Annotated in this window: 23 protein-coding genes, 1 tRNA gene and 1 pseudogene; 15 read left to right on the plus strand and 10 right to left on the minus strand. The window is 67.4% G+C overall.

The genetic code is table 11. The annotated features are described in order from the left end of the window. Nucleotides 1-140: 140 nt before the first annotated feature. The 5 genes from ROSELON_RS13515 to ROSELON_RS13535 form a co-directional block, all read right to left on the minus strand. The gene (locus ROSELON_RS13515) at nucleotides 141-1,193 is read right to left on the minus strand and encodes an OmpP1/FadL family transporter (RefSeq protein WP_025312879.1); all 1,053 of its coding nucleotides are present in this window, start codon (nucleotides 1,191-1,193) and stop codon (nucleotides 141-143) included. Nucleotides 1,194-1,339: 146 nt separating this feature from the next. Next, the gene (locus ROSELON_RS13520; RefSeq protein WP_025312880.1) at nucleotides 1,340-2,239 is read right to left on the minus strand and encodes a DMT family transporter; all 900 of its coding nucleotides are present in this window, start codon (nucleotides 2,237-2,239) and stop codon (nucleotides 1,340-1,342) included. Then, the gene (locus ROSELON_RS13525; RefSeq protein WP_025312881.1) at nucleotides 2,236-2,613 is read right to left on the minus strand and encodes a hypothetical protein; all 378 of its coding nucleotides are present in this window, start codon (nucleotides 2,611-2,613) and stop codon (nucleotides 2,236-2,238) included. The genes ROSELON_RS13520 and ROSELON_RS13525 overlap by 4 nt, the downstream gene beginning before the upstream one ends. 51 nt (nucleotides 2,614-2,664) lie before the next feature. Then, nucleotides 2,665-3,462, minus strand: a complete 798-nt coding sequence (mazG, locus tag ROSELON_RS13530; RefSeq protein WP_025312882.1) for a nucleoside triphosphate pyrophosphohydrolase — start codon at nucleotides 3,460-3,462, stop codon at nucleotides 2,665-2,667. Beyond that, complete coding sequence (locus ROSELON_RS13535; protein ID WP_025312883.1) at nucleotides 3,462-3,986, minus strand: flavin reductase family protein; 525 nt, start codon at nucleotides 3,984-3,986, stop codon at nucleotides 3,462-3,464. The genes mazG and ROSELON_RS13535 overlap by 1 nt, the downstream gene beginning before the upstream one ends. Nucleotides 3,987-4,120: 134 nt before the next feature. Between ROSELON_RS13535 and speB the strand changes: the two genes are divergently transcribed. The 7 genes and pseudogenes from speB (at nucleotide 4,121) to ROSELON_RS13570 (ending at nucleotide 9,737) form a co-directional block, all read left to right on the plus strand. Beyond that, nucleotides 4,121-5,083, plus strand: a complete 963-nt coding sequence (gene speB / locus ROSELON_RS13540) for an agmatinase (RefSeq protein WP_025312884.1) — start codon at nucleotides 4,121-4,123, stop codon at nucleotides 5,081-5,083. A 64-nt stretch (nucleotides 5,084-5,147) separates the two neighbouring features. After that, nucleotides 5,148-6,104, plus strand: a complete 957-nt coding sequence (locus ROSELON_RS13545; RefSeq protein WP_025312885.1) for a lysophospholipid acyltransferase family protein — start codon at nucleotides 5,148-5,150, stop codon at nucleotides 6,102-6,104. Nucleotides 6,105-6,108: 4 nt separating this feature from the next. Continuing rightward, entirely contained in the window at nucleotides 6,109-6,927 is an 819-nt protein-coding gene (locus ROSELON_RS13550) for a glutamate racemase (protein ID WP_025312886.1), read from the plus strand. 29 nt (nucleotides 6,928-6,956) lie between these two features. Next, nucleotides 6,957-7,984 (plus strand): annotated as a pseudogene (gene argC / locus ROSELON_RS13555) (N-acetyl-gamma-glutamyl-phosphate reductase). 21 nt (nucleotides 7,985-8,005) lie between these two features. Continuing rightward, a complete protein-coding gene (gene ccmE, locus ROSELON_RS13560) occupies nucleotides 8,006-8,467 on the plus strand; it encodes a cytochrome c maturation protein CcmE (RefSeq protein ID WP_025312887.1) in 462 nt (153 codons plus the stop codon). 170 nt (nucleotides 8,468-8,637) lie between these two features. Continuing rightward, nucleotides 8,638-9,249, plus strand: coding sequence for a holin-associated N-acetylmuramidase (locus tag ROSELON_RS13565; protein WP_025312888.1), 612 nt, complete (start codon nucleotides 8,638-8,640; stop codon nucleotides 9,247-9,249). Then, nucleotides 9,240-9,737: a holin family protein gene (locus tag ROSELON_RS13570; RefSeq protein WP_025312889.1), complete on the plus strand. Its 498-nt coding sequence runs from the start codon at nucleotides 9,240-9,242 to the stop codon at nucleotides 9,735-9,737. The genes ROSELON_RS13565 and ROSELON_RS13570 overlap by 10 nt, the downstream gene beginning before the upstream one ends. Here ROSELON_RS13570 and ROSELON_RS13575 read toward each other — a convergent pair. Together ROSELON_RS13575 and ROSELON_RS13580 are read right to left on the minus strand one after the other, a co-directional pair. Beyond that, entirely contained in the window at nucleotides 9,734-11,146 is a 1,413-nt protein-coding gene (locus ROSELON_RS13575; protein ID WP_025312890.1) for a M20/M25/M40 family metallo-hydrolase, read from the minus strand. The two genes, ROSELON_RS13570 and ROSELON_RS13575, sit on opposite strands and share 4 nt — an antisense overlap. A gap of 90 nt (nucleotides 11,147-11,236) precedes the next feature. After that, nucleotides 11,237-11,326, minus strand: a tRNA-Ser gene (locus ROSELON_RS13580). 245 nt (nucleotides 11,327-11,571) lie between these two features. Here ROSELON_RS13580 and ROSELON_RS13585 point away from each other — a divergent pair. The 8 genes from ROSELON_RS13585 (at nucleotide 11,572) to ROSELON_RS13620 (ending at nucleotide 19,241) form a co-directional block, all read left to right on the plus strand. Continuing rightward, entirely contained in the window at nucleotides 11,572-12,462 is an 891-nt protein-coding gene (locus ROSELON_RS13585; RefSeq protein WP_025312891.1) for a hypothetical protein, read from the plus strand. Nucleotides 12,463-12,663: 201 nt separating this feature from the next. Beyond that, nucleotides 12,664-13,305, plus strand: a complete 642-nt coding sequence (locus tag ROSELON_RS13590) for a 50S ribosomal protein L21 (protein WP_025312892.1) — start codon at nucleotides 12,664-12,666, stop codon at nucleotides 13,303-13,305. A 12-nt stretch (nucleotides 13,306-13,317) separates the two neighbouring features. After that, nucleotides 13,318-13,587 carry a 50S ribosomal protein L27 gene (rpmA, locus tag ROSELON_RS13595; RefSeq protein WP_025312893.1) on the plus strand — a complete coding sequence of 90 codons (270 nt, stop codon included), beginning with the start codon at nucleotides 13,318-13,320 and terminating at the stop codon, nucleotides 13,585-13,587. Nucleotides 13,588-13,726: 139 nt separating this feature from the next. Then, nucleotides 13,727-14,266, plus strand: a complete 540-nt coding sequence (locus ROSELON_RS13600) for a GNAT family N-acetyltransferase (protein ID WP_025312894.1) — start codon at nucleotides 13,727-13,729, stop codon at nucleotides 14,264-14,266. A gap of 135 nt (nucleotides 14,267-14,401) precedes the next feature. Next, nucleotides 14,402-15,439 (plus strand): GTPase ObgE, encoded by a 1,038-nt coding sequence (obgE, locus tag ROSELON_RS13605; RefSeq protein ID WP_025312895.1) that lies wholly within the window; start codon nucleotides 14,402-14,404, stop codon nucleotides 15,437-15,439. After that, on the plus strand, nucleotides 15,427-16,560 hold the full coding sequence (proB, locus tag ROSELON_RS13610; protein WP_025312896.1) for a glutamate 5-kinase: 1,134 nt from the start codon (nucleotides 15,427-15,429) through the stop codon (nucleotides 16,558-16,560). The genes obgE and proB overlap by 13 nt, the downstream gene beginning before the upstream one ends. A 61-nt stretch (nucleotides 16,561-16,621) precedes the next feature. Continuing rightward, nucleotides 16,622-17,896: a glutamate-5-semialdehyde dehydrogenase gene (locus ROSELON_RS13615; RefSeq protein ID WP_407059660.1), complete on the plus strand. Its 1,275-nt coding sequence runs from the start codon at nucleotides 16,622-16,624 to the stop codon at nucleotides 17,894-17,896. Nucleotides 17,897-18,047: 151 nt separating this feature from the next. After that, on the plus strand, nucleotides 18,048-19,241 hold the full coding sequence (locus ROSELON_RS13620) for a trans-sulfuration enzyme family protein (RefSeq protein WP_025312898.1): 1,194 nt from the start codon (nucleotides 18,048-18,050) through the stop codon (nucleotides 19,239-19,241). A 7-nt stretch (nucleotides 19,242-19,248) separates the two neighbouring features. Here ROSELON_RS13620 and ROSELON_RS13625 read toward each other — a convergent pair whose 3' ends face one another. The 3 genes from ROSELON_RS13625 to ROSELON_RS17595 all read right to left on the minus strand — a co-directional run bounded on the left by ROSELON_RS13625 (nucleotide 19,249) and on the right by ROSELON_RS17595 (nucleotide 20,450). Continuing rightward, complete coding sequence (locus tag ROSELON_RS13625; protein ID WP_156945948.1) at nucleotides 19,249-19,446, minus strand: hypothetical protein; 198 nt, start codon at nucleotides 19,444-19,446, stop codon at nucleotides 19,249-19,251. 162 nt (nucleotides 19,447-19,608) lie between these two features. Next, complete coding sequence (locus ROSELON_RS13630) at nucleotides 19,609-19,983, minus strand: hypothetical protein (protein WP_025312900.1); 375 nt, start codon at nucleotides 19,981-19,983, stop codon at nucleotides 19,609-19,611. Next, nucleotides 19,980-20,450 carry a hypothetical protein gene (locus ROSELON_RS17595; RefSeq protein ID WP_025312901.1) on the minus strand — a complete coding sequence of 157 codons (471 nt, stop codon included), beginning with the start codon at nucleotides 20,448-20,450 and terminating at the stop codon, nucleotides 19,980-19,982. Before ROSELON_RS17595 ends, ROSELON_RS13630 begins: the two co-directional genes overlap by 4 nt. Between the last annotated feature and the right edge of the window lie 530 nt (nucleotides 20,451-20,980).

Below are 20,980 nucleotides of genomic sequence, written 5' to 3' on the forward strand. Positions count from 1 at the left end.
CCCGTATTCCCTCGGGAGTTAATGTCCGGGACAGGCGCAGGCGGTCAATTCTTCCGCAGCGTAAATTATGGGCATGGGTAACGCTTGGGCGGACAATGTGACGCAAAAGTAACAGCTTTGGCCGCGTTTTTGCGCCGCATTCAGAACCAGATCCCCAGTTGCAGGCTGCCCGACAGGCTGGTGTTGTCGCTGAACCGGCCCAGATCGACCTCGGCATCGCCGATCCAGCTATGGGTCAGGGCGCCGGTCAGACGCACATCCTCGCCGGTCCATGTCAGCGCCAGCGTCAGGTCATCGCGCCCGTCGGTCGGGTCGAGCGCCCCGCCCGTGTTGCCGTCGGCCGGCTCATGCGTCCACAGCGCGGTGGCGGCCCATGCCTCGGACAGCCGGCGCACGCCGCCCAATGCATAGGTGAAGATGTCTTCCTCATAGGCGACCAGTGGCACGGTGGTGGCGACCGCGAACTCGGACCATTCGACCCAGCGCACGCCCCCGATCAGCAGCGTGTCCGGGGCGATGCCGGTCTGCGCTTCGAGGGTGATGGCCTGCGGCACGGTAGCCGAAAAGCGGCCGGTCGGGACCCCGTTCTCGACCGTGTCGAAACTGTGCTCGGTCGCCGATTGATAGGTCAGCGCGACGCGCAGCCCGTAGTCCGGGCGCTCATAGGCAACACCCAGCAGATAGCCCAGTTCGGTCGAGCCATCGGCGCGCACGGAATAGGGGACCGGAAAGAAGATGTCGGCCTCGCCATCGGCCTCGACGACCCGCAGGCCGCCATAGACTGAAACGCCGTCTGCGAATTCGTAGCGAAACAGCGCGGACAGCGCCTGCGAGGTCATGCCGGCGCTCGAGCCCTGCAGGTAATAGCCCGTGCCCAGCGGATAGTCGAAATCGGCCCCGAGCGGGTGGTCGTAGACAAGCCCGAATGAGAGACGCTCGGTAAGGTCCTGCCGGTAGCGGAACGCGGCATCGAACAGCGGCGGCACGGTGTTGCCCGTCGCAGCCCCGCCGGCAAATCCCAGGCGATCGACACCGGAAATCTCGGGCTCGGCATAGGTGAAGGTCAGTTCCAGATAGGTGCCTTCTTCGAACAGAAAGGCCATGCTGGGGATGCCGCGCTCGATCCCACCGGCCCACAAGGGCGCGGGCAGAAGGCATGCGGCCCATAGCGTTGCGGACCGGATCGATATCATGGTCGTGCGCCTCCCGGGATGGCCGCGGATACTGGGGCTTATTGCAAAGGCGACGGTTGCGTGTGTCAAACAAAGACGCCCTCCGGCCCTCAGCGACAGCCGCGCCGCGGGCCGGCTGTGGCCGTTGGGCCACAGATGGCCGGGCCTCAGGCCGTCTTGCGGCGCCCCGCCCGGATGTTCAGGTAATTCCCGCCAAGGATCAGAAGCGCGCCGAGAATGACGCCGAGGCCAAGCGCCTCGTCATAGAACAGCACGCCGATCACGGCGATCACCGGCAGGCGGGCAAAGTCCATCGGCATCACGACCGAGGCCGGGGCCAGCGACAGCGCCGTCGTAAGGCAGAAATGCGCCGCCAGACCCGCAATGCCGATCAGCACGACCCAAGGCACCATCGCAGCCGATGGCACAGCCATGTCGCCGTCGTAAAGCGAGGTCGCCAGCCCCAGGCCCAGCTGGATCAGGGTCAGCCAGAACAGGATGCAGGTGGTCGTTTCCGTGGCGGTCAGACGCTTGGTGAAAATCGCGGTGGTGGCGAACATCACCGCCGCCGCAGACGCCGCGACCATGCCGGGCGACAGGCTGGCATTGCCGGGCTGCACGATGGCGAGAATGCCGGCAAACCCCATGGCGCCGGCCAAAAGCTTCACCCGCGTCAGGCGTTCGCCCAGAAACAGCGCGGCCAGCGCGATGGTCCAGAGCGGCGAGGTGAACTCGAGCGCGAAGACAAGGGCCAGCGGGCTGACGGTGATGGCGTAGAACCACAGGTTCTGCCCGGTGAAATGGGCGATGTTGCGGGCCACGTGCCGCCCCATATGGCGCGTGGTCACCTGCCGCAGCTTGCCGCTGGCCAGCCCGACGACCAGCACGATGACAAACCCCACCGCCGAGCGCCAGGTCATCAGCTCGAACGTGTCCAGCTCGAGGCTGGCGGCCCGTCCGGCCACGGCCATCGACGTGAAGGACGCGATGGCCCCGAGCATCCACACCGCAGCGCGCCCGACATGGGCCGGCGGTGGCGCGAACGGCGGCGCTGGTTGTGCAGTCATCGGTTTTCCCCGGCCTCCCGGCAGCAGCCCGTCATCGGCTGCTGCACCCCCAAGGTCTCAATGCCCAGTTCCACCCGCCATGGCAAGCTGAGCGGCAGGCCCCGCGCGGTGATCGGGCACGCCCCCCGTTCCAGAAAGACCGGGATCGGCCCGGCATAGGCCCCGAGCGAAAGGCGCAGAAAATCGGGCAGGGTGTCGGGCAGGGCGGGGGTGAGGGGAAACACCCCGTCGCCAAGGTAGTCAAAGCGCGCCACGTCCCCGTCGAGCAACAGGATGAAGAACCGCTCGGTCCCCAGGCAATGCAATTCGGTGGACCGCGCGGGCGCGACGGGCAAAAGCAGGGCGAGAAGCAGGGCAGGCAAGATTGGACGCATAAGGCAAACCTAGCGCAGTCTCCGCTGCGGTCGCGTCCCTTCTTGGCGCGTCTACAGGCCCTTGGCCTTGGCCGCCTCCCACAGGGCGTCCATCTCGGCCAGGTTGCTGTCTTCGGGGCGTTTGCCGCGCTCGGCCAGGGTCGCCTCGATATGATGGAACCGACGCAGGAATTTCGCATTGGCCGCGCGCAGGGCGACCTCGGGATCGACCTTGAGATGCCGCGCGAGATTGGCCACCACGAACAGCAGATCGCCCAGTTCTTCCTCGATCTTGTCCTGGGGCAGGGTTTCGCGCGCCTCGGCCAGTTCGCGCGCCTCTTCGGCGATCTTGTCCACGACCATGCCGATCTCGGGCCAGTCGAAGCCGACCCGCACCGCGCGTTTTTGCAGCTTTTCGGCCCGCATCAAGGCGGGCAGATGCAGGGCCACGTCATCCAGCACGCCGCCGCGCGCCTTGGCCGCGCGTTCGGCCGCCTTGACCGTTTCCCAGTCGCGGGTCTGCTGCTCGGCGGTTTTTTCGTTGCTTTCATCGCCGAACACATGCGGGTGGCGGGCCACCATCTTGTCGGCGATGGACCGCGCCACATCGTCGAAATCGAACAAGCCGGCCTCTTGCGCCATTTGCGCGTGAAAGACCGACTGGAACAGCAGATCGCCCAATTCGCCCTTCAACTCGTCCCAGGCTTCGCGCTCGATCGCGTCGGCGACCTCGTAGGCCTCTTCGATCGTGTAGGGCGCGATGGTGGCAAAGGTCTGCTCCACGTCCCAGGGGCAGCCATGCTCGGGGTCGCGCAGCCGCGCCATGATCGCGCGCAGCCGGGTCATCTGATCTTGCGGGGCGTCCGGCATCAGTGGTCCTCGGGGCGCAGGTATTTGCGCAATCCGTAAAGCAACGGCTCGCCCTCATGCGCGGTGATCACCTCGGCCACCTCGCCGATGCAGATGTGATGCGTGCCGATCCGTTCGGCCGAGATCAGGCGGCAGTCGAAACTGACCAGCGCCTCGGTCAGGCGCGGGGCGCCCGTGGTCATCGGCACATGCAGGACCGCGTTGAACTTGTCACCGCCCGGGGGTGGGCGGCGCGAGGAAAACACATCCGAGATGTCGGTCTGGCCCGTGCGCAGCACGTTGATGCAGAAACACTTGTTGTCCAGCACCAGCGGCAGGGCCGAGGAGGACGCATTCAGGCAGGTCAGCATCGTGGGCGCCGCCCCATCCGCCGAGATCGAGGTCATGGCGGAAACCGTCACGCCGCCGCGCCCCGCCGGGCCATCGGTGGTCACCACCGAGACCGAGGCGGCGGACCGGCTCATCCCTTCGAGGAAGGCCGCGCGCAGCGCCTCTGCTGCGGTCGTATCGCTGGTCTCGGCCATCGGAACTCTCCCGTCGCTTGCCTGTCGCTTCCTTGCCCGATGGGGCAAGTAGGGGCAAGGGCGGCAAAGTCAGGGGCCGCTTGCCAATCGCGCGCGAAACGGCAAAGGCTGGCGCGACGCAACGGAGGCGACACATGGCTTTGGAAGACGCGAAACACCAGATCGACACCGCGATCACGCGCGACGATCTCAAGGGGTTGGCCTTCGAGAACGCATTTTCCGGCGCGACCAGTTTCCTGCGGCGCAGATACACCAAGGACCTGACCGGCGTGGACGTGGCGGTGACCGGCATCCCCTTCGATCAGGCGGTGACGAACCGGCCCGGCACGCGGTTCGGCCCGCGCGCGATCCGCGCGGCCTGCAGCCTGCAACCCTTCGATCCGCCCTATGGCTGGGATGGGTATTCCCCGCTCGAAGCACTCGCGATTGCCGATTACGGCGACATGGCGCTGGACTATGCCTATCCCGCCGATGTGCCCGCCCGGATCGAGGCGCATATCAAGGGCATCCTCGACGCAGGCGCGGCCGCGATCACGCTGGGGGGCGATCACTCCGTCACCCTGCCGATCCTGCGCGCCCATGCCGCGAAACACGGGCCCATCGCCCTGATCCAGGTCGATGCCCATACAGATACATGGCCCGATGACGACCCGTCCCGCATCGACCACGGCACCTTCTGCTACACCGCCGTCAAGGAAGGGCTGATCGATGTGGCCCATTCCGCCCATGTCGGCATCCGCACCGTGGTCGAGGACAATCTGGGCATTCACATCCACGACGCGGCCGAGCTGCATGCGCGCGGGGCAGGGGCCGTGGCCGCCGATCTGCGCGCACGGGTCGGGAACCGCCCCGTCTACCTCAGCTTCGATATCGACGGGCTGGACCCGGCTTTCGCCCCCGGAACGGGCACACCGGTCTGGGGCGGCCTGTCCAGCGCGCAGGCCGCGCAGTTGTTGCGCGGGCTGGCGGGCATCACCCTGGTCGGCGGCGACGTGGTCGAGGTCTCGCCCCCCTATGACCATGCCGAGATGACGGCGGTGGCCGGCGCCCATGTGGCGATGGAATTGCTCTGTCTTTGGGGCTGGACCCGGCGCTAGAGACTGGACGCAGCCGCCGCCTTCGCGGTAAGCCAAGGCAACGCTTTCAACCCGGACGCGAACCATGCCGCTCAGGCGCTCCGAACCCACGCAACGCGCGCTCCAGCGCCAGGTCGCGCGCGAGATTTCCTATGCCTCTTCCGCCGCCTCGAAGGGCGGGCGCGCGATGATCCGCGTGATGGAGAACGCCACCGGCCGCATGGGCCTGATCCGCCGGGCCGAGGGCTATGACGACGAAGTGCGGCAGGGCCGCGATTTCTGGCAGGTGATGGCCGATCGCTACGGGCTCAGCCTCGAGGTCATCGGCGGCAGCCTGTCGAACATCCCCGCCGAGGGGCCCGTGGTGGTGATCGCCAACCACCCTTATGGCATTCTCGACGGGCTGATGATGGGCCATATCCTGTCCAAGGCACGCGGCGATTTCCGCATCCTAGCCCATCGCGTCTTTCGCAAGGCCGAGGATATCGACCGCATCATCCTGCCCATCAGCTTCGACGACACGAAAGAGGCGCTGGCGCTCAACATCCGGACCCGGCGCGAAGCGCTGCGCTACCTCTCCGACGGGGGCGCGATCGGGGTGTTTCCGGGCGGAACGGTCAGCACCGCGGCCAAGCCTTTCGGCCGCCCGATGGATCCCGGCTGGCGCGGCTTCACCGCCAAGATGATCGCCAAATCCGAGGCGACGGTGGTGCCGATCTTCTTCGACGGCCAGAACTCGCGCCTGTTCCAGTTGATGAGCCACCTGCACACCACGCTGCGCATGGGCCTGCTGATCAAGGAGTTCCGCTCGCGCGTGAACAGCCCCGTGCGCGTCGTCATCGGCGCGCCCATCCCGCGCGCCGAGCTTGAGCCTTTTGCAAGGGACACCAAGGCGATGATGGCGTTTCTGCGCGAAAGGACCTATGGGTTGAGCCCCCGGCCGCTGGACCCGCAGCTGCGGGGATTCGAGTTCGAGGCACAACACCGCGACAAGGACGCCGAGGGCGTGCGGCCGCGCGGCAAACGGAAAGACAGGTATTAGGGCTATGGCAGTCGGAATTTTCGATAGCGGTCTGGGCGGGCTGACCGTACTGGAGGCGGTGACGAAACGCCTGCCGGACCTGCCCGTGGTCTATTTCGGCGACAACGCGCACACGCCCTATGGCGTGCGCGATGCCGACGACATCTACGACCTGACCACCGCCGGCGTGCAATGCCTGTTCGATCAGGGCTGCGACCTTGTGATCCTGGCCTGCAACACGGCGTCCGCCGCCGCGCTGCGCCGGATGCAGGAGGGCTGGGTGCCCCATGACAAGCGCGTGCTGGGCGTCTTCGTGCCGCTGATCGAGGCGCTGACCGAACGCAAATGGGGCGACAACTCCCCCCCGCGCGAAGTCGCCGTAAAGCATGTGGCGCTGTTCGCGACGCCCACCACCGTCTCCAGCCGCGCCTTCCAGCGCGAACTGGCCTTTCGCGCCATCGGTGTCGATGTCGAGGCGCAGCCCTGCGCCGGTGTCGTCGACGCGATCGAGATGGGCGACATGATCCTGGCCGATGCGCTGGTGCGCAGCCACGTGGAATCGCTGCAACGGCGGATGCCCAAACCCGAGGCCGCGATCCTGGGCTGCACCCATTACCCGCTGGTCGAAGAAGTGTTCCGCGACGCCCTCGGCCCCGAGGTGGCGGTCTATTCCCAGCCCAATCTCGTGGCCGAAAGCCTGGCCGATTACCTCGACCGCCGCCCCGAAATGGTGGGCCCGGGCGGCGAGACGAAATTCCTGACCACGGGCGACCCCAAGCGCGTGTCGTCCAAGGCCACGCAATTCCTGCGACGACAGATCGCCTTCGAGTCCGCCGATCTCTAGAGTTTTCCCTCGACCGGGACCATATTGAAATGACTAAGAAAATCGCCATCCTCGGCGCCTCGGGCTATACCGGGGCCGAACTCGTCCGGCTGATCCTCGGGCATCCCGACATGAGCATCACCGCGCTGACGGGCGACCGCAAGGCCGGTCAGCCGATGGCCGCCGTCTACCCGTTCCTGCGCGGCTACGACCTGCCCGATCTCTGCCGTATCGACGAGGTCGATTTCAGCCAGATCGACTTGGCGTTCTGTGCCCTTCCGCATGCCACATCGCAAAGCGTGATCAAGGATTTGCCCCGCGACCTGAAAGTCGTGGATCTGTCCGCCGATTTCCGCCTGCGCGACGCGGCGGCCTATGAAAAATGGTATGGCAAACCGCATGACGCGCCCGAGTTGCAGGCCGAGGCCGTCTATGGCCTGACCGAGTTCTACCGCGACCGGATACGCACGGCGCGGCTGGTGGCGGGACGGGCTGCAACGCGGCAACCGGGCAATACGCGATCCGCCCCTTGCTGAGCGCCGGCGTGATCGACCCCGACGAGATCATCATCAACCTGATCACCGGGGTGTCCGGCGCGGGGCGCAGCCTCAAGGAAAACCTGCTGCACGCGGAATTGTCCGAAGGCACGAACCCCTACGCAATCGGCGGGGTGCATCGGCATCTCGGCGAGTTCGACCAGGAGTTCAGCGCCATCGCTGGCCGCCCCGTCGCGGTGCAGTTCACGCCGCATCTGGCGCCGATGAACCGGGGCATTCTGGCCACTGTCTATGTCCATGGCCATGGGCAGGCGATCTATGAGGCGCTGGAAAGCGCTTATGCGGCCGAGCCGTTCATCCGCATGCTTCCTTTTGGCACGGCCCCCTCGACACATGACGTCCGTGGGTCCAATTATGTGCATGTCGGTGTGACGGCAGACCGGCGGGCGGGGCGGGCCATCGTGTTCGTCGCGCTCGACAACCTGTGCAAGGGCTCTTCGGGGCAGGCGCTGCAGAACGCGAATCTGATGCTCGGGATCGAGGAAACGACCGGGCTGATGGGGGCGGCGCTGTTCCCCTGAGCGAGTGAGGAGAAACAGGCCATGCGTGGTCTCAAGAAACAACGACGGATCCAGGTGGTCATGGTAGCCACCGTGGCGCTGGCCGTTTCGGCCGGGCTGATCGGCTATGCCATGCGCGACGGCATCAATTTCTTCCGCGCGCCGGTGGATGTGGTCGCAAGCCCCCCGCCGGCCACCGAAACCTTCCGCATCGGCGGCCTGGTCGAGGATGGCAGCCTGGTGCGCGGCCAGGGCGAGACGATCACCTTCCTGGTCACCGATGGCGGCGCCTCGGTGCCGGTGACCTACACGGGCGTTTTGCCGGACCTGTTCGACGAGGGGCAGGGCATGGTCGGGACGGGCCGCCTGGTCGACGGTGTCTTCGAGGCGACCGAGATCCTGGCGCGCCATGACGAGACCTACATGCCGGCCGAGGTGATCGACGCCTTGGAAGAGCAGGGCGTCTACCGCCACGCGGAGGACGAGGCGGGGCCGGAAAGCTGACCGGATTTCGCCGCGCTGTCGCGCGCCGACCCGCGGGGGCTCTGCCCCCGCACCCCCGGAGTTTTCCTGCCAAGATGAAGCGGCATGTCCGTCACGAGATCTTAACCGGATCTTAGGGTTTTCGTGGTGTCCTGCTCGGGATTGAAACCTTGAGCATGGAGGGGCGAGCCATGCTTTCGGTTCGTGCTATTGCCAATCAGATCGTGTCCCGCGAGGGCGGCTTCGTGGATGACCCGGACGATCCGGGCGGGGCCACCAAACATGGTGTGACGATCCACACCATGCGCTGCCTCGGGCTGGACCTTGATGCCGATGGCGATGTGGATGTCGCCGATGTGCGCGCGGTGACCCCCGACATCGCGGCCGACATTTTCTTGCGGCATTACTTCGACGCCCCGCGGATCGCGCTGCTGCCCGAGCCGCTGCAGCCCTCGGTCTTCGACATGTATGTCAATGCCGGGTCCAATGCGGTGCGCATCCTGCAACGGCTGTTGCGCGACATGGGGCTGGACGTCGTCGTCGATGGGGTGATCGGGCCGCAGACGGCGCGCGCCGCCCATGCCGCCTTGCGCGTGGCGCCGGATCACCTGGTCGACGCCTACGGCATCGCGCGGCGCAGCTACTATTACCGCCTTGCCGATCGACGCCCGGCCAGCCGCAAATACGCCCGCCGCCGCGATGGCGGCAAGGGGGGCTGGATCCGGCGTGCCGAGGAATTCATCTCGCCCCGCTATCACCTGACGGAGGCCGAGCATCGCGCCCGGGTGGCCGCATGGGGATGATCCGTCAGGCGCTGCAAGCCGGTCGCACCGTCGGCGCCGTGGGCGATGCGGTCGAGGGGGTCTCCGAGGTGTTCGTCGAGAACGCGACACGGCGCATGGAACTGACCGCCGAGGCGCGCGCCGCGGCGCTGCGCGCGGCCTCGGCCGAGTTCGAACATGCCGGGGTCGGCCGGTTCGACCGGGCGATCAACGGGCTGAACCGGCTGCCGCGGCCCTTGCTGGCGCTGGGGACGATGGGGCTGTTCGTCTATGCCATGGCCGATCCGCTGGGGTTTTCCGCCCGCATGCGCGGTTTGTCCGAGGTGCCCGATCCGCTGTGGTGGCTGTTGGGGGCCATCGTCAGCTTTTACTTCGGCGCGCGCGAGTTGCACTATTTCCGCGGTCCCCTGGGCCCGGGATCGGTGCGGGCCGGCCGGGGCGCCTCGGGTCCGCAGGACGGCGCATCGGACAACGCCGCCTTGTCCGCGTGGCGCGCCGAGGACGGCTAGTCTTGGCGGCGCAACTCGGCGCGGTCCACCTCGCCCAAATCCCAATAAAGGCCCGCCATCAGCGATGCGGCTTCGGGCAGCAGCGCCTTTGGCAGGTGCTCGTCGGGGGCGTGCTGCGAACAGCCGGGGTAGGAATGCGGAACCCAGACGGTGGGCAGGCCCAGAAGATCGGTGAAGATGTCGTTGGGCAGCGATCCCCCAAGCGAGGGCAGCACGACCGGCGCGACGCCCTGTGTGCGCGCCAGCGACCCGGCGGCGAAGGCGGCGGCGGGGTGGTCGGGCGGCGTGGCCGAGGCCGCAAAGGCGGGGCCATCCTCGGTGACCTCGATATCGCCGAAGCCCTGCGCGTCGAGATGGGCGCGCAGATGTGCGGCAAGCCGGTCTTCGTCCAGCCCGGTGACATGGCGCAGCTGGACCCAGGCCGTGGCCTCGGGGGGGATGGCATTGACGGGCTGATCCGGCGTGCCGCAGGTGAAGGCGAGGATCTCGGCCGAGTTCCAGCCATGCACCCGTTCGGCCGGGCTCAGCTCGGGCTCGCCCCAGCCGTCATCGACCTCGCCGCCCGCCGGGATCAGACCGGCCAGCGCGCGGCGCACCGGGTCGGGCACGCCGCCTTCCGGCGTCCAGCCGGGCACCTGGATCGCCCCGCGCGCATCCGCGATCGTGGCCAGCGCATGGGCCATTTCCAGACCGGGGTTGCGCAGCACGCCGCCGAAATTGCCCGAATGCCGTCCGCCGTCACGGCGCTTCAGATGCAGCTTGAACGTGTGGCCGCCCCGGGCGCCAAGGAAGATCGTCGGCTGGGCGGCCTCGATGCGCGGCCCGTCCGAGGCCAGCAGCAGATCGGCGGCAAAGTCATCCTTGTGCTCGGCACAAAGGCTGCGCAAGCCGGGCGAGCCGATCTCCTCGCCCATCTCGATGATCCACAGCGCGTTGAACCCCAGCGTGCCGCCGCGCGCCGCCATGACGGCCTGCAGCGCCGTCAGGTTGACCAGAAACTGCCCCTTGTTGTCGGCAATGCCGCGCCCGTAAAGGCGGCCGGTCTCGGGCTCTTCGGTCAGGGTCCAGGGGTCGCGGCCCTGCTGCCAGCGGCCTTCCATGCCGGGTACGGTATCGCCATGGGAATACCCCAGAACGGTCGGGCGGGCGGCATCCTCGATACGGCGGGCGATCAGAAACGGATGCCCGTCGGCCGCCACGCGCTCGGTCTCGAAGCCCGTGGCGCGCAAGCCGGCCTCGACATGATCCAGATAGGCCGCCAGCGTCAGCGCCGAATCGGGGCGCGTGGCATCGGTGCGAAAGGCGATCAAGTCGGCCAGGGCGGTGCGAAAGGCGTCGCTTTCGGCCATGTCGCGGGCCAGCGCGGTTGCAAGCGCGCGCGGGGCGGGTGTGTCGGGCTGATCGGTCATGGGCTTTCCTGCAGGCTTTCGTCGCGCACAGGCATGTCGCGCCAACGCGCGGGACGCAAGGCCATCGCGGCCGAACCCGGGGAAGGAATGTGGCGGAGAGACAGGGATTCGAACCCTGGGTGGGCTTGCACCCACAACGGTTTTCGAGACCGCCCCGTTCGACCACTCCGGCACCTCTCCGCAAGGCACGTGGTCCGTGTGGAGCAGGCGTGTAGCGGCTGTGCGGCGGGCGTGCAAGAGGGGTTTGGGCATTTCCTGCGCGAAACCTGCGGTGCGGCGACGGCGGCGATCCGCAGCGCAAGGCCCGATTTTTGTTCACGTCTTTGGGATTGGCCCTGCCGTCGCGCGTTCCCATCTGCTATGGCATTGCCCGACCGGATCGGTGCGCCCGCACCGATGACACGCATCCCGCAGGAGGCCCCTTGATGCTGCGCGCCGCCTTTTTCACCTTTTCCATGGTCTTCGGTCTTCTGGCCGCGGCCGTCGCGTCGGCCCAGACACCGGCCCAGACACCGGCGCAGACGATGCCGGCCGAACCGCCCCTGTCCGAACGTGCGCCCGAGGTGCACGCGATGCTGGACGCCCTTGGGATGTACGAGGTGATCGAGATCATGTCCGCCGAAGCGCTGGCCGGCTCGACGGACCCGGAGGCGGAGATGTTTCCCGGCCAGGGCGGGGCGGCGTGGCAGGCGATGATCGCGCGGCTGCATTCGGTCGAGACCATGACCGAGGCCTTCGAAGCGGCCTTTCCCGTCGATCGGATGACCCCCGACCAGATCGCCCGGATCACGGCCTTTGCCACGGCCGAGCCGGGGCGCAGCGTGATCGAGGGCGAGATCGCCGCGCGACGCGCCTTTCTCGATCCGGCGGTCGAGGACGCGGCGCAGATCCGATTTCGCGAGCGGGCCGAGGCCGAGGACCCGCGTCTGGATCTTCTGGGCCGCTTCATCGCCGCCAACGACCTGGTCGAGCGCAACGTGATGGGCGCGCTCAATTCCAACTATGCCTTCTATCGCGGCCTGGCCGATGGCGGCGCCTTCGAGGTCGATCTGCCCGAAGAGCTGATGCTGGCCGAGGTCTGGGGGCAGGAGCCCCAGATCCGGGCCGACACGATCGAATGGCTATATTCCTACCAGCTGGCCGCCTATTCGGGCGTCACCGAGTCCGATTTCGAGGCCTATATCGCCATGTCCGAAACGCCCGCGGGCCAGGCGCTGAACGCCGCCCTGTTCACGGCCTTCGATGCGATGTTCGACGATACCAGCTATGCCTTGGGAACGGCCGCCGCGGTCTTCATCGCGGGCGAAGATACCTGAGCGGCAAAGCTTGACCCGGCAGGGCGCTTGAGGCATATCACGGCTTCTGCCGCCGTCCGGGTTCTCGGGCGGCGGGAATCGTTTTTGACATGACGCCCCGACCGGGGCGCGCTGTCCGAGGCGGGGCAGGGGCCACGGCCCGACCCCAGAAACACCGGGACACCGGGGCCAAAGGGCGCGGCAGACAAAAGGACCACGCGCATGTTCGCGGTGATGAAAACCGGCGGCAAGCAATACAAGGTGAAGGCGGGCGACCGTCTGCGCGTTGAAAAGCTGGCAGCCGATGCGGGCGAAACCGTCCAGTTCAACGATATTCTGATGCTTGGCGGCGACAGCGCCACGGTGGGCAGCCCCACGGTCGAGGGCGCGGCGGTGCAGGCCACCGTCGTCGACCAGATCAAGGGCGAAAAGCTGATCCACTTCGTCAAGCGCCGTCGCAAGCATTCGTCCAAGCGCACCAAGGGCCATCGCCAGCAGCTGACGCTGGTCGAGATCACCGAGATCCTGACCTCGGGTGCGGACAAGTCCGGCGTCAAGGCCGCCGTCGGCGCAGGCTCGGTCGCCACGACCGCCGAGGCCGCCCCGGCCCCGAAAAAGGCCGCCAAGAAAGAGGCCGCACCGACCGCAGCCGCCCCCGCCGCGGGTGGCGATGATCTCAAGCAACTGTCGGGCGTCGGCCCCGCGCTTGAGAAAAAGCTGCACGAGGCAGGTGTGACCAGCTTTGCCCAGATCGCCGCATGGACGCCCGAAGATGTGGCCGACATGGACGAGAAGCTGTCCTTCAAGGGCCGCATCGAGCGTGAGGGCTGGATCGAACAGGCCAAGAAACTGGCCGGCGCATAAGGAGAGAGACACATGGCACATAAAAAAGCAGGTGGCTCCAGCCGTAACGGCCGCGATTCCGCCGGTCGTCGTCTTGGCATCAAGAAGTTCGGGGGCGAAGCCGTCATTCCGGGCAACATCATCGCGCGCCAGCGCGGCACCAAGTGGCATCCGGGCGAAGGCGTCGGCATGGGCAAGGATCATACCATCTTTGCGACCACCGAAGGCCAGGTGACCTTTGCCAAGGGTTTCAAGGGCCGCACCTTCATTTCGGTCCTGCCAACCGCCGAGGCCGCGGAGTAACGCCGAATCCCGACTGTGGACAGGTTGAGGGGCCGGCGGATCAGCCGGCCCTTTCGCATTTTTGCCATCACCTTGTGTTACCGGGCCGTCATGCCCATTTTTCCCCTGGGGGGAGTGGTTCGGAGGAGGGCCACAGCCCATGAAACAGGAAGCCATCGTTGCACAGGCCCTTGTCGAGGCCCCGCGCATGGTCTTGCGCCCGCTGCGTCCGTCGGATGCGGGGCTTTTGTCCATGTACACATCCGACAAGCGCGTGGCCGAGATGACCACATCGATTCCCCATCCCCTGCCGCCCGGCACCACCGAGGCGTTCATACAGCGCGTCAGCCATCCCGACCGGACCGAGTTCGTCTGGGCGATGGACGCCACGCGCTACGGCGGGGCCGAGGTGCTGGGGGTGATTGCCCTCAAGCAGATGGATCGCGGCCAGTCCGAAATCAGCTACTGGGTGGCGCCCGCGATGTGGAACACGGGCTTCGCCTCGGAGGCCGTGAATGCGCTGGTGGCGGCGAACCCGCTCGAGAACAAGACCATTTTCGGTTCGGTGTTTCAGGACAATCCGGGCTCGGCGCGGGTGCTGACCAATGCGGGCTTCGACTATCTGGGCGATGCCGAGGCCTATTCGGTCGCACGTCAGGCCAAGGTGCCGACATGGACCTACCTCAAGCGTTTGGGGTAAGGGTCGACGGGCGGGATGCGAGGGGGCATCGTCCATTGTCCGCGGACCACTGCCGGACAAGAGACAATCCCTCGCGCTCCCCGGAGTTTTTTGCCAAGATGAAGGGGAGGCCCTGCGCCTCGTCCCGGTGATCCCATGAAGTTTCTAGATCTTGCCAAAGTCCATATCCGCTCGGGCAGCGGCGGCGGCGGGGCGGTCAGCTTTCACCGCGAGAAGTTCGTCGAATATGGCGGACCCGATGGCGGCGATGGCGGGCGCGGCGGCGATGTCTGGGCCGAGGCGGTGGACGGGCTGAACACGCTGATCGATTTCCGCTACCAGCAGCATTTCTTCGCCAAGAACGGCACGCCCGGCATGGGCAAGCAGCGCACCGGCGCGGGCGGCGACGATATCGTGCTGCGCGTTCCGGCGGGCACCGAGATTCTGGAAGAAGACGAGGAGACGGTGATCGCCGACCTCGCCCATGTGGGCGACCGGGTGCTGCTGGCCAAGGGCGGCAATGGCGGCTTCGGCAACCTGCATTTCAAGACGGCGACCAACCAGGCCCCGCGCCGGGCCAATCCCGGCCAGCCGGGGGTGGAGCGCACGATCTGGCTGCGGCTGAAACTGATCGCGGATGTGGGCCTGTTGGGTCTGCCCAATGCGGGCAAATCGACCTTTCTGGCCGCGACCTCGAACGCGCGGCCCAAGATCGCGGATTATCCCTTTACCACGCTGCATCCCAACTTGGGCGTCGTGGGGGTCGATGGTGCGGAATTCGTCGTGGCCGACATTCCCGGCCTGATCGAAGGCGCGCATGAGGGGCGGGGGCTGGGCGACCTGTTCCTTGGGCATGTGGAGCGCTGCGCGGTGCTGCTGCACCTGATCGACGGCACATCCGAGGATGTGGTGGCCGATTACCACACCATCATCGAAGAGCTTTCGGCCTATGGCGGGGGGCTGGCCGAGAAGCCGCGCGTGACAGTGCTCAACAAGATCGACGCGCTGACGGACGAGGAGATCGCCGGGAAACGCGCCGCGCTGGAGGCCGAAACCGGTGGCGCGGTCATGGCCATGTCGGGCGTCGCCCGCACCGGCCTGGTCGAGGTGTTGCGCGTGCTGCGATCGAAGATCGACGCGGACCGGCTGCGGATGCGCGCCGACCGCGAGGAGCCCGAGCCGTGGCGGCCCTGAGCGCGGAGGCGCGCAGCGTGGGCCTGGCCGAGGCCAAACGGCTGGTCGTCAAGATCGGCTCGGCCCTGTTGGTGGATCGCGAGACCGGCGCGCTCAAGGCCGATTGGCTGCGTGCGCTGGCGCTGGACGTGGCGATGCTCAAGGCGCGCGGGGTGGACGTGATCCTTGTCTCGTCGGGGTCGATCGCGCTGGGGCGCGGGGTTCTGGCGCTGGGGCAGGGGGCGTTGTCGCTGGACGAGGCGCAGGCCGCCGCCGCCGTGGGCCAGATCCGCCTGGCCCGCGCCTATGAAGAAGCGTTCGCCCCCCATGGCATCACCACCGCGCAGATCCTGCTGACGCTGGACGATAGCGGCGACCGGCGGCGTTACCTGAATACGCGCGCCACCCTTGCGGCGCTTCTGGCGCGGGGCGTGGTGCCGATCGTCAACGAGAACGACACCATCGCCACCGACGAGATCCGCTATGGCGACAATGACCGTCTGGCGGCGAATGTCGCGGTGATGGCGGGGGCCGATACCTGCGTGCTGCTGTCCGATGTGGATGGGCTTTACACCGCCAATCCCAACGAGGATGCGACCGCGCGGCATCTGTCCGAGGTCCCGGCGATCACGCCCGAGATCGAGGCGATGGCCGGCGATGCGGGCTCGGGCCTGTCGAAAGGCGGGATGAAGACCAAGCTGATGGCGGCACGCACCGCCACCGGCGCGGGTTGCGCCATGGCGATCACCGAAGGCCGGGGGTTGCGCCCGCTTACGGCGCTGGAAGAGGGCGCGCGCGCGACATGGTTCACCGCGACGCTCGATCCGCAGGCGGCGCGCAAGCGCTGGATCTCGGCGATGAAGCCGCGCGGGATTTTGCGCCTGGATGCCGGGGCGGTGGCGGCGCTGGGGCGGGGCAAGTCGCTGTTGCCGGCGGGGGTCACCGACGTGTCGGGCGATTTCCAGCGCGGCGACCCGGTGCGGATGGAGGGGCCCGACGGCACGTCGCTTGGCCTCGGGCTCAGCCGTTACACCGCCAAGGAAGCGCGCGCCATCGCGGGGCACCGCTCGGACGAGATCGAGGCGATCCTGGGCTATCCGGCCCGCGCCGCGCTGGTCCATCGCGACGACATGGTGCTCTGAAGCCTTCCTGATCCCGCGAAAACCCAGTACCCTCACTGCCACCCCCGACATGAGGTTCGCCATGAAAGACCTGCCCGACAGCCAGGACATCGCCACCCTGATGGACGAGATCGGCCGCCGCGCGCGCGCCGCCAGCGCCGAACTCGCCTTTGCCGCGCCAGAGGCGAAGCGCCGCGCGCTGGAGGTGGCCGCCGCCGAGGTGCGGGTGCGCGAGGGCGAGATCATCGCGGCGAATGAAAAGGACATGGCCTTTGGCCGCGACAAGGGCCTGAGCGCCGCGATGATGGACCGCCTGATGCTGGATGCGGGCCGGATCGAGGGCATCGCCAGGGGGCTGGAGGCCGTGGCCGCGCAGGATGACCCGGTGGGCGCGGTGATGACCGAATGGGACATGCCCTCGGGGCTGCATATCCAGCGGGTGCGCACGCCGCTTGGCGTGATCGGCGTGATCTACGAGTCCCGCCCGAACGTGACGGCGGATGCCGGCGCGCTGTGCCTGAAATCGGGCAACGCGGTGATCCTGCGCGGCGGATCGGAAAGCTTTCATTCCTCGGCTGTGCTGGCCGAGTGTCTGAAGGCCGGTCTGCGCGCCGCCGAATTGCCCGAGGACGCGGTGCAGCTGATCCCGACCCGCGACCGCGCGGCGGTGCGCCATCTGCTGACCATGACCGCGTATGTGGACGTGATCGTGCCGCGTGGGGGCAAGGGGCTGGTGGGCCTGGTGCAGCGCGAGGCGCGGGTGCCGGTCTTTGCCCATCTCGAGGGCATCTGCCACGTCTATGTCGATGCGGGCGCCGATGCCGAAAAGGCGTTGAAGGTGGTGCTGAATGCCAAGACGCGGCGCACGGGCATCTGCGGCTCGGCGGAATGCCTGCTGATCCATCGCGACGTGCTGGACACGATCGGGCAAGGCGTGGTGCGCGCCCTGATCGACGCCGGGGTCGAGGTGCGCGGCGATGCCGAGCTTCAGGCGATCGAGGGCGTGGTTGCGGCGACGGAAGCGGATTACGGGCGCGAGTTCCTCGACATGATCATCGCTTCCAGGGTCGTGGACGATATCGACGCGGCCATTGCCCATATCCGGCAGTATGGCTCGAACCACACCGACAGCATCCTCACCGAGGATGACGCGGCCGCGCAGCGCTTCTTCCAGCGGCTCGATTCGGCGATCCTGATGCGCAACGCCTCGACGCAATTCGCCGATGGCGGTGAGTTCGGCATGGGGGCCGAGATCGGGATTGCCACCGGCAAGATGCATGCGCGCGGGCCGGTGGGCGCCGAGCAGTTGACCTCGTTCAAGTATCAGGTGACGGGCGACGGCACCGTCCGGCCCTGATCGCGTCGGGCGCGGCGGGCAAGGGGGGCTCTGCCCCCCGGCATGTTCGAAGGATAAGGATGCACGGGGCAAGGGGCCGCGACGTCGGCCCTTTTCTCTTGCCGAGGCGGGGTGTTAGATGCGCCGTCCGAGAAATCCTGTGAGGCCCAGAATGAGCGACGATCGCCGCAACGTCCGACCCGAAACCCTTGTGCGCCGGATGCCGCTGGCCGAGGGGGTCAGCCGCCCCGTGGTCACGCCGATCCAGCCCTCGGTCGTCTATGCCTCGCCCTCGATCGACACGCTGCACGCACAATACGAGGGGCGCGAGACGGGCTATACCTACGCGCGCGAGGGGCACCCGAACGCGACTGTGCTGGCGCGCAAGATCGACGCGATGGAGGGGGCCGAGGGCGGCCTCGTCACCGGGTCGGGCATGGCCGCGGTGACGGCGGCGCTGATGGGGATCATGGGCGCGGGCGATCACGTGATCGGCGGCAACCAGCTTTATGGACGGTCCTTGCGGCTGATGCATCAGGATCTGGCGCGGTTCGGCATCGCCACCTCGGTGGCCGACCCCACAGATGCGGAGGCCGTGCGCGCCGCGATCCGCCCCGAGACCAGGATGATCCTTCTCGAGGTCGTGTCGAACCCGACCTTGCGCGTGGCCGATATGGAGGGCATCGCCGCCGTCGCGCGCGAGGCGGGCGTGCTGCTGGCCGTGGACAACACCTTCACCACGCCGCGCGCCTGGCGGCCCTTCGAGCATGGCGCCGATATCGTCATCCACTCGGTGACCAAGCTGCTGGCCGGCCATTCCGACGTGACGCTGGGCTATGTCGTGGCCAAGGACGCGGGCCTGCAAAGGGCGATCTACGATTTCGCGGTGACCACGGGGCTGACGCCGTCGCCTTACGAATGCTGGCTGGCCGAGCGGGGGCTTTACACCTTTCCGCTGCGCTATGACCGGGCCGAGGCCAATGCCGCCGCGCTGGCCGATGTGCTGGCCGGGCATCCCAAGGTCAAGCGCGTGCTTTATCCGGGGCGCGACGATCACCCCGATCGCGCACGGGCCAAGGCGCTCTTGGGCGCGCGGACCGGCAACATGGTCAGTTTCGAGATCGACGGCAACGAGGCCGCGGCCAACCGCATGGTCGCGGCCGCGCCGCAACTGCCCTTTGCGCCGACGCTGGGGGATGTGGGCACGACGCTCAGCCACCCGGCAAGCTCCAGTCACCGCGCCCTGACCCCCGATGCGCGGGCGGACTTGGGGCATGAGTCGACGGGTTCTTTCCGCGTCTCGGTCGGGATCGAAGAGATCGATCTGCTGATCTCGGATTTCGAGCAAGGGCTGGCCGCCGTCTAAGCGCGGTTCAGTTCGGGCAGCGGGTCCATTCGACGACCGATCCATCGCTTATGATGGCGATCCCTGCGCGGGTCGCCATCAGCATGACGCGGCCGCCGTCATAGGCCACGCCCTCGCCGTTGCATTGCGTGTCGAAAAGCATCGCGTCCATGCCGCGCACCTCGACCGGGTCGGTGAGGGTGCAAGCGTTCTCCAATCCGATCAACTGGCCGTCCCGAATGCCGAGGCGCCCGCCGATCAGGCCCCATTGGCCCTCGCAGCTGAACCGCGCGGCAGTCCGGGGCCGGGGGCAGATAAGCCCCTTCGAGGCGCGGCAGGAAATCCTCCTGCGCGGCCAGCGGCGTGGCGACCAGAAGCACCGCCAGGGTCAATCGGAACATCGCGGCCAAAATTGCATCCTTCCATCCTGTATGAACCACAGCCCGTCCTCGGTGGGCATCAGCATCACGCGCCCGGCATCATAGGGCGTGCCCGTCTCGCCCGTGCAGCTGACATCGTAAAGGATCGCGTCCATGCCGCGCACCGGGGTTGCGGTGTGGAAGCGGCAGGTGAAATTCGCGCCGTAATAGGTCTCGCCCTCGAATCCGACGGGCCGCCCGCCCTCGGGGGCGGCGGGCGGGCAAGGGTTCCCGGCGGGCAGGCCGATGCCGCCCGCATAGCGCCCTGCGATCCGATCGGTGAAATCCTGTTGGGCGGTGACGGGCAGGGTGCCGAGCAAGAGGATCAGCGCAGCGCGGATCACAGCGAATGCAACGGGGTCGAGCCATCCAGCACGATCACGTCGAAATTCAGGTCCGGCGATTGCGCCTCGACCTCGCGCCGGATCAGATTGGCCGAGGGCAGTTTCTCGACCAGGGCCAGATAGCGCCCCCGATAGGCGCGCTGGCTGAGATAGCGCGCCAGGTCGATGGCATCGAAGACCGGCGTCAGCAGGGGCGACAGCACCAGGGCCGGGGCGTCACGCCCGGCGAAGTTCATCGAATCGAGCTCGTCGTAATCGGCGCGGGCGATGTAGGAATGCGGCTCGAGCACGTTGCGCGGCAACAGATCCAGCACCGAGGCAGGCAGCGCAACGGCCAGCACGCGGCTGCCGTGCAGCGCGGGGCCGTCCGACTGGAACCCTTGTAGATCCCCGCTGCGTTTGTTGCCGGTGTCTCTCATACGCGCCTCGGCCACTGCAACATCGGTCCGGCTTGTCGGCCCCTCCATTCGGCGGACATCCGCGACACAGTTGGAACCTATCAATCTTTGCCCCCGAGACAAAGGTTTCTTAGCATATGAAAGGGATTTTCAGGCCGCAGTTCCCAGGCCACTCGCCCCTGCCGCGACTGGCGGGCGGGCCCGTGCCACCCCGCGGCGAGCCGCGGACGTCCAATGGGCGGGCGGCGGCGGCGACCCCATTGCCAGCGCGCGCGGTTTGGCCCTAGTCACAAGCGACCCCGGCCGATTCCCTTGCCGCAAGTGACCGCGATGCCCCGTGACACCCCTTTCGGACCCCTGGAACAGTTTCTGGGCGCCGTGCCCGACCCGATGATCCAGCTGGATTCGACCGGCACGATTTCAGTGGCCAACGCCCCCGCGCGCCGTATGTTCGGGGACTGGATCGTCGGGCGCGCCTATACCACCGTGTTGCGTCAACCGGGGCTTTTGGGCCGGATCGAGGCGCTGCAGGCCGGCGGCGCGGCCAGCGAAGCGCGTTTCGAAATGCCCGACACGGCCGGTGTCACGCAGTTCCGCGT

It is taken from the genome of Roseibacterium elongatum DSM 19469 (assembly GCF_000590925.1).
Classification (GTDB): domain Bacteria; phylum Pseudomonadota; class Alphaproteobacteria; order Rhodobacterales; family Rhodobacteraceae; genus Roseibacterium; species Roseibacterium elongatum.